The following is a 7,948-nucleotide window of genomic DNA, read 5'->3' on the forward strand; positions in this document are numbered from 1 at the left end:
TGAGAGGAACTACAAATAAAAAGATAACTTCATCGTGAAAAACTCTTCGTTATGACAGCATTTAAATTGAAAACTGTCAATTATTAAAGAGATTGCATGGTTACTAACTTAAAGTATTCACCTTTTTCAGCTAATAATTCTTGATGTTTTCCTTGTTCAACAATTTCACCTTTTTTCATAACTACAATTAAATCTGCTTTTTGAATAGTTGACAGGCGATGTGCAATTACCAATGATGTTCTGTTTTTCATCATTTTTTCCAAAGCTTTTTGCACCAATTGTTCACTTTCAGTATCCAAGGCAGAAGTGGCTTCATCTAAAACCATAATTGGCGGATTTTTAAGTACAGCTCTAGCAATACTTAATCGCTGCTTCTGTCCACCAGAAAGCGTATTTCCACTGTCACCAATATTATTTTCATACTGGTTAGGTAAATCTTTTATAAATTCATCAGCATTAGCAATTTTAGCTGCGGCAATTACTTCTTCATCCGTTGCACTTTCAACTCCTAAACTAATATTATTTTTAACGGTATCATGAAATAGAATAGAATCCTGAGTTACAATTCCCATTAAACTACGTAATGATTTCTGTGAAAAATCTTTAATATCAATTCCATCAATTTTAATAGATCCTTTATTTACATCATAAAAGCGAGTAATTAAATTTGCCAAAGTAGATTTTCCACTTCCAGATTGTCCAACTAAAGCAACGGTTTGTCCTTTTTTTATTTCGAGAGAAAAATTCTTCACTACTAAATCATCTTTATATTTAAAAGAAATATTTTCAAAAGATATTTTATTTTCAAAATTAGATTTTATAATAGCATTTGGTTTATCAACAATAGTATTTTCAGTTTCTAAAATATCTAAAATTCGTTCAGCAGAAGCATTTCCTTTTTGAATATTGTAAAAAGCTGTAGTTAAGGATTTTACAGGATTTAAAATTAAATAAAATAAGCCAATATAAGTCAGAAATTGCTCTGGACGTAAAGGGCTATGATCTCCTAAAACTAATTTTCCGCCGTACCATAAAATAGTAATAATAGTTGCCGAGCCTAAAAATTCACTCATTGGCGATGCCAATGTTTTACGTTGTAAAACGCTGTTCATTAATAATCTAAAATTATTAGTAGAATTATTAAATTTAGCTTTTATTTTATCTTCAGCATTAAAACCTTTAATTACTCGTAAACCTGTTAGAGTTTCTTCAATAAACGATAAAAAATTACCTGTTTCTTGTTGAGCTTTTAAAGATTGAGCTTTTAATTTTTTACTAATAGATGAAATTATAAATCCGGATATTGGTAATAATACAAATACAAATAGTGTTAGTTTTGTACTAATAATTAACATAATTGTTAAAGAAATAATAATAGTTAAAGGTTCACGAACTATAGCTTCTAATGAAGTTAAAAATGAGTTTTCAATTTCTTGAACATCAGAAGTCATACGAGCAATAATATCTCCTTTCTTTTTTTCTGAAAAATAGGAGATAGGCAATTCAATTATTTTTTGATAAATGCTATCACGTAAATCTTTAACCACACCATTTCGTAAAAATGATAATACAAAAGAAGCTATATAACGAAAGAAATTTTTAAAGAAAAATAAAAACAAGGTTAAACCACAAACAAAAACTAGAGTTTTTATGGCTCCATCATGTTCCATTTTTTGTGAAATGAAATAATAAAAACTCTCTTGTGCATATTTACCTAGAGAAAAAATGCCATTATAAATGGGTTTTGCTACAATTTTGTTTTCTTGTTTAAACAATATATTTAAAACAGGAATAAAGGCTACAATAGTTAAAACATTAAATACTGCATACAAAATATTGAATATAATATTAAGCCAAGCAAATTTTGAATAAGGTTTAGCGTATTTTATAATTTTCTTAAAGTAACTCATTAAGCTAATTTCATTTCTTTAATAATTCGCTGAATTTTAGCATCTAGTTTTGCTTCAGTAGCTACTGCATTTTCCACACTATCTAAAGGAGTATTCACACTAAAATAGAACTTTATTTTTGGCTCAGTTCCACTTGGTCTTGCAGCTACTTTTGTTCCGTCAACAGTTTCATAAATTAATACATTTGATTTTGCAATATCAATAGTTTCAACTTTTCCTGTTAATAAATCAGTTTTTGTAGAAGCTTGATAATCATACAAATAGTTAACTTTTGAATGGTCAATTTCTGTAAGTGGATTTTCACGCAATACTACCATCATTTTATTAATAATTTCAGCACCATCCATTCCTTTTTTTACAATAGCAATTAAATGTTCTTTATAAAAATGATGTTGTACGTATATTTTTAATAACTCATTATAAAAAGAACTTCCATTATTTTTAGCTTCTGCAGCAATTTCACAAGCTAACAAGGTTGCGGTAACAGCATCTTTATCACGTACAAAATCGCCAACCATATAGCCAAAACTTTCTTCGCCGCCACCTATAAATTCTTTTTTACCTTCTTCATCACGAACCATTTTAGCAATCCATTTAAAACCTGTAAGTCCTACATGAGTTTCCACACCATAACTATCGGCTATTTTAGTTACTAAATTAGTAGAAACAATAGTTGAACCAACAAATTGTTTTCCGTTTAATTTGCCTTGTTTTTTCCAATTTTTAATTAAAAAATCGGTCATAACGCTCATGGTTTGGTTTCCGTTTAGTAATTGAATTTCACCCTCTAAATTTTTAACAGCAATTCCAATTCTATCACTATCTGGGTCGGTTCCAATAACAATATCGGCATCTAATTTTTTAGCTAAATCGGTTGCCATTTTTAAAGCAGCAGGTTCTTCAGGGTTTGGAGATGCCACTGTTGGAAAATCACCATTTGGTATGCGTTGTTCTTCAACAATATTTACATCAGTATAACCAGCAGCAGCTAATGCATCAGGAATTAATTTTACCGAAGTTCCGTGTAATGGTGTATAAACAATTTTTAGATTTCCTTTTCCTTTAGTATTAAAAGTTCCTGTTTTAACAGATGCTTCAATAAAGGCTTCATCTACTTTTTTACCAATATATTCAATTAGGTTTTCATTGCTATTAAAATTGATTTCTGAAAAATCTAAACGATTAACTTCATTTATTATATTAATATCGTTTGGAGGTACAATTTGACTTCCATCATTCCAATATACTTTATAACCATTATATTCTGGTGGATTATGCGATGCAGTTAAAACAATTCCGGCATCACAATCTAAATGTCGAACGGCAAAGGATAGTTCTGGAGTGGGACGCATATCTTCAAATAAAAATACTTTTATATTGTTGGCAGATAGCACATTAGCTACAATTTTAGCAAAAGTATTACTGTTATGCCTACAATCATAAGCAATAGCAACTTGCAGAGATTTATTAGGAAAAGATTGTTTTAAATAATTTGCTAAACCTTGAGTAGCTTTACCTAAAGTATATTTATTGATTCTATTTATACCGGCACCCATAATACCACGCATTCCGCCTGTTCCGAACTCTAGATTTTTGTAAAATCGCTCGGTTAATTGTTCTGGATTATTATTGATAAGGTCTTGAATTTCTTGTTGTGTTGAAGCATCAAAAGTATCGGATAGCCATAATTTGGCTTTTTCTAAAATTGTACTCATAATAGTTGAATTAAATTTTATACAAAAATACCATTAAATAGTATTTTTAAAGAATTTGTTAGCAATTAATTTTGCTTGAAACATGATAACGTTTGGTATTCTTTTTTGTGCGAAGAATTATTTCTCCTAAAAAACCAGCTAAAAATAATTGTGTTCCAATAATCATGGTAGCTAAAGCAAGATAAAATTCTGGGCGTTGGGTTATCAATCTTCCAGAAGTATGGATAAAAAGTTTATCAATTCCTAAATAGAAAGCGAAGGCAAAACCTATTAAGAACATGATAGTTCCTAGCAATCCGAATAAATGCATTGGGCGTTTGCCAAATTTTGATAAAAACCAAATGGTAATTAAATCTAAAAAACCATTAATAAAGCGATCCATACCAAATTTTGTAATACCATATTTTCTAGCTTGATGAACTACTACTTTTTCACCAATGTTTACAAATCCTGCGTTTTTTGCTAAAACAGGAATATATCGATGCATTTCTCCACTAACATCAATATTTTTTATGACTTTGTTTTTATAAGCTTTTAATCCGCAATTAAAATCGTGTAATTTTAATCCTGATGTTTTACGTGCGGCAGCATTAAATAATTTTGAAGGAATATTTTTTCTGATTTTAGAATCGTAACGCTTTTTTTTCCAACCAGAAATTAAATCAAAGTTTTCTTTATTAATTAGATTATATAACTCAGGAATTTCATCTGGGCTATCTTGTAAATCGGCGTCCATAGTAATTACTACATCACCGGTAACTTTTTTAAACCCAGCATTTAAAGCCTGAGATTTTCCATAGTTTTTTTGAAAACGAATTCCTTTTACATTGCTATCCTTAGTAGAAAGTTTTTCAATTACTTTCCAAGAATTATCGGTACTGCCATCATCAATAAAAAGGATTTCATAAGAATAACGATTGGATTGCATAACTTTTACAATCCAATCGTATAATTCATTTAAAGATTCGTCTTCGTTGAGTAAAGGAATTACTATTGATATATCCATTTACGGTTTTTATTTTTAAATACTTGTGATTTCTTCGTCTGTTTTTTTCATTATTAAACCTGTAATTAATGAAATAACAAATCCTAAAAATAAGTTAACGAATATGATTCCACCAAAGGTGAAAACGTAGAAATATTTTTGAGTCATTTCAGCTTGTTTAGCTAACATTTCATCAGAAATATCGGGCATTTTATCCAAAACTGTTTGACGTTGCACTTCTATAATATTATGCACAAAATTGGGTTCAATAAATTTAGCAAATACATAAAAGTAAATAATAGAAATAATGGCTGCTACAAAAGTAATGCCTATTCCAGTTTTAATGGCTTCTCCTAAAGTTAATAAATCTCCATTTGCTTCTTTTAATTTTTTAATTCCAAAAATTACAAATGCAACGAGAGCTAAAGTACTTACAACTTGTACAGACCAATGTGGCTTATAGATATTTCCAAATGAAAAGTTAATTAAACTAATAATAATTCCTGAAAAAGCTAATAACAAACCATAATTAATCATAATTTGTTTTGCTGAAGTTTTTTGGTTTTCCATGATGTTTGTTTGATTTTAAGTTTAACAAATATACTAAATAGGCTTAAATAATTAACTAGTAATAGTATTTAAAACGTTTTTAGAATAATAATTAATTAGTAAACAGAGTTTTAAAAATGTTACATAAAAATTGTAATAAAATGGTTGGTTAAATTAATAAATGATTGTAAATTTGTCGCTAGGCAAGTCCTACACAACTAGCTCCCTTTGAATCCTCCAGAGCGGGAACGCAGCAAAGGTATTAGGTTGTAGCGGTGTGATGTAGGTAGCTTGCCTTTTTTTTCCTATCCTAAATCCTTTCCAAAGGAAAGGACTTTTAAATTACTTCCTAATTTTCAATTAAGTTATAAATAATGTACTTTTGAACTTAGTTTATAATAATTTTCTGATTGTCCGTAATCTTACATAACGTCCGTCACCCTGAACCTGCCAGCAGCAGGCGGGCTTGTTTCAGCATGACGTTGTTCTTTATTATTACGAATTACGGACATACAAAATAATTTTTTAATCTTTCAATCTTTAATTATTTAATGAAAAAAGTTGTTTTAATTACCGGAGGTTCTTCAGGAATTGGGAAATCTGTAGGTGAATTTTTAACCGAAAAAGGATTTACTGTTTATGGAACTAGTAGGAATCCATCAAAAATAAAAAATTATTCTTTTAATTTAATTCCATTAGATGTTACTGACATTGAAAGTATTAAAAAAGCAGTAAAAAAAGTGGTTGAAAATGAAGGAAAATTAGATATTCTAATTAATAATGCTGGAATGGGAATTACGGGTCCTATTGAAGATACACCAACCGATGAAATGCGAAAGGTTTTTGAAACTAATTTTTTTGGTGCTATTGATATGATGAAAGCAGTTTTACCACAAATGCGTAAACAACAAAACGGATTAATAATCAATGTTACTTCCATTGCAGGTTATATGGGTTTGCCATTTAGAGGAATTTATTCTGCCACAAAAGGAGCTTTAGAATTAGTAACTGAAGCTACTAATATGGAAGTAAAAAACTTTGGAATCAAAGTAACCAACGTTGCTCCAGGTGATTTTGCAACGAACATTGCCTCAGGAAGATATCATACGCCAGTTTTTGAAAATTCAGCTTATAAAAAAGTGTATCAAGAAAATTTAGATTTAATGAATTCTCACGTCAGTGGAGGTAGTAATCCTTTAGAAATGGCAAAGGCTATTTATAAAATAATAAATACAGATAAACCAAAATTACATTATAAAGTGGGCGATTTTATGCAAAAATTCTCTATTGTTTTAAAACGAATTTTGCCAGATAAATTGTATGAAAAACTATTAATGAATCATTATAAATTGTAAATTCGCGGTGCGTTAAGGATTGAAGCGATATCCTTTTTTGAATCCAAAAAAGATTTAGCGTAAAGCCTGACCTGAAGTGTAACGAAGGTAACGCCCAAATATATTTTAATTCTAAACATAAATAAATGAAATTTTTTATTGATACCGCTAATTTAGATCAGATTAAAGAAGCTCAGGCTTTAGGAATATTAGATGGTGTAACTACAAATCCATCTTTAATGGCAAAAGAAGGAATTACCGGAGCTAAAAATATTATAAACCATTACAAAGCAATTTGTGAAGTGGTTGATGGCGATGTAAGTGCTGAAGTTATTGCAACTGATTTTGACGGAATGATTGAACAAGGTGAAGAATTAGCCGCTTTAAATCCTCAAATTGTGGTAAAATTACCTATGATTGCTGATGGTGTTAAAGCGTGTAAATATTTTTCTGATAAAGGAATAAAAACAAATATGACGTTGGTTTTTTCTGCAGGTCAAGCATTATTAGCAGCTAAAGCAGGGGCAACTTATGTTTCGCCTTTTATTGGAAGATTAGATGATATTTCTACTGATGGATTGCATCTTATATCTGAAATAAGATTGATTTATGATAATTATGGTTTTGAAACTCAAATTCTAGCAGCATCTATTCGCCACACAATGCACATTATTGATTGTGCTAAATTAGGATCTGATGTAATGACAGGACCATTAAATGCAATTAAAGGATTGCTAAAACATCCTTTAACGGATAATGGTTTAGCTAAATTTTTAGCGGATTATAACAAAGGAAATTAATATATCCAAGAAGTTATAATGCCAAGAATTCAGGTAATACCATTTGAGGAAGCTACAGGACGACTTAAAGAAATTTATGACGATTTAATAAAAAAACGAGGCAAACTTGCCGACGTGCATACTATTCAGAGTTTACGCCCCGAAAGTATTGTCAAACATATGGATTTGTATATGGAAATTATGTTTAAAAAATCGGATTTATCTCGTGCTGAACGTGAAATGATTGCAGTGGTTGTTTCCTCAGGTAATAATTGTGAATATTGCCAAATTCATCATGCAGCAGCATTAAATCATTATTGGAAAAATGATGCTAAAATTGCTGTTTTAAGAAAAGATTATAAAAAAGCTGATTTATCTGAAAGAGAATTTAGATTGTGTGAATTTGCTGAATTACTAACTATTAATCCTGGTTTAGCTATTAAAGAGTCGAACCTATTTTATTACAAGAAGATAGTTTTAATAGTGTTTTCAGTTGTTTTTATTACCAAAATAGGGCTCAAAAAAGACCAGTTTTTAGTATCTTGGTGAATAAAACCTTGTCAAATGCGTTCACATAAAATCGATACAAATCAATATAATTTTTTAGGAAATACGCTAGGAGAACTTTTAAATCCCAAACACGAACTTTATCTTTTAACCAATACGATTGATTGGA

At 29.6% G+C, this 7,948-nt stretch carries 7 protein-coding genes and 1 other RNA gene; 4 read left to right on the forward strand and 4 right to left on the reverse strand.

Features of this window, described 5'->3' with window-relative positions; genetic code table 11:
- Positions 1-83: 83 nt before the first annotated feature.
- From L3J60_RS03760 to L3J60_RS03775, 4 genes are read right to left on the reverse strand one after another with little or no spacing between them, the layout of a single operon-like run.
- Positions 84-1,910, reverse strand: a complete 1,827-nt coding sequence (locus L3J60_RS03760) for an ABC transporter ATP-binding protein (protein ID WP_291974153.1) — start codon at positions 1,908-1,910, stop codon at positions 84-86.
- Positions 1,910-3,625 carry a phospho-sugar mutase gene (locus tag L3J60_RS03765; RefSeq protein ID WP_291974154.1) on the reverse strand — a complete coding sequence of 572 codons (1,716 nt, stop codon included), beginning with the start codon at positions 3,623-3,625 and terminating at the stop codon, positions 1,910-1,912. Before L3J60_RS03765 ends, L3J60_RS03760 begins: the two co-directional genes overlap by 1 nt.
- A 58-nt stretch (positions 3,626-3,683) precedes the next feature.
- The gene (locus L3J60_RS03770) at positions 3,684-4,631 is read right to left on the reverse strand and encodes a glycosyltransferase family 2 protein (RefSeq protein ID WP_291974155.1); all 948 of its coding nucleotides are present in this window, start codon (positions 4,629-4,631) and stop codon (positions 3,684-3,686) included.
- Between the two features lie 15 nt (positions 4,632-4,646).
- Positions 4,647-5,180 carry a DUF4199 domain-containing protein gene (locus L3J60_RS03775; protein ID WP_291974156.1) on the reverse strand — a complete coding sequence of 178 codons (534 nt, stop codon included), beginning with the start codon at positions 5,178-5,180 and terminating at the stop codon, positions 4,647-4,649.
- Between the two features lie 180 nt (positions 5,181-5,360).
- Between L3J60_RS03775 and ffs the strand changes: the two genes are divergently transcribed.
- The 4 genes from ffs to L3J60_RS03795 all read left to right on the forward strand — a co-directional run bounded on the left by ffs (position 5,361) and on the right by L3J60_RS03795 (position 7,821).
- Positions 5,361-5,459, forward strand: an RNA gene (ffs, locus tag L3J60_RS03780) — signal recognition particle sRNA small type.
- Between the two features lie 251 nt (positions 5,460-5,710).
- Positions 5,711-6,514, forward strand: coding sequence for an SDR family oxidoreductase (locus tag L3J60_RS03785; RefSeq protein ID WP_291974157.1), 804 nt, complete (start codon positions 5,711-5,713; stop codon positions 6,512-6,514).
- 125 nt (positions 6,515-6,639) lie between these two features.
- On the forward strand, positions 6,640-7,293 hold the full coding sequence (gene fsa, locus L3J60_RS03790) for a fructose-6-phosphate aldolase (protein ID WP_291974158.1): 654 nt from the start codon (positions 6,640-6,642) through the stop codon (positions 7,291-7,293).
- Between the two features lie 18 nt (positions 7,294-7,311).
- Entirely contained in the window at positions 7,312-7,821 is a 510-nt protein-coding gene (locus L3J60_RS03795; RefSeq protein WP_291974159.1) for a peroxidase-related enzyme, read from the forward strand.
- The last annotated feature ends 127 nt before the right edge of the window (positions 7,822-7,948 follow it).

It is taken from the genome of Lutibacter sp., assembly GCF_021647475.1.
Lineage (GTDB): Bacteria > Bacteroidota > Bacteroidia > Flavobacteriales > Flavobacteriaceae > Lutibacter.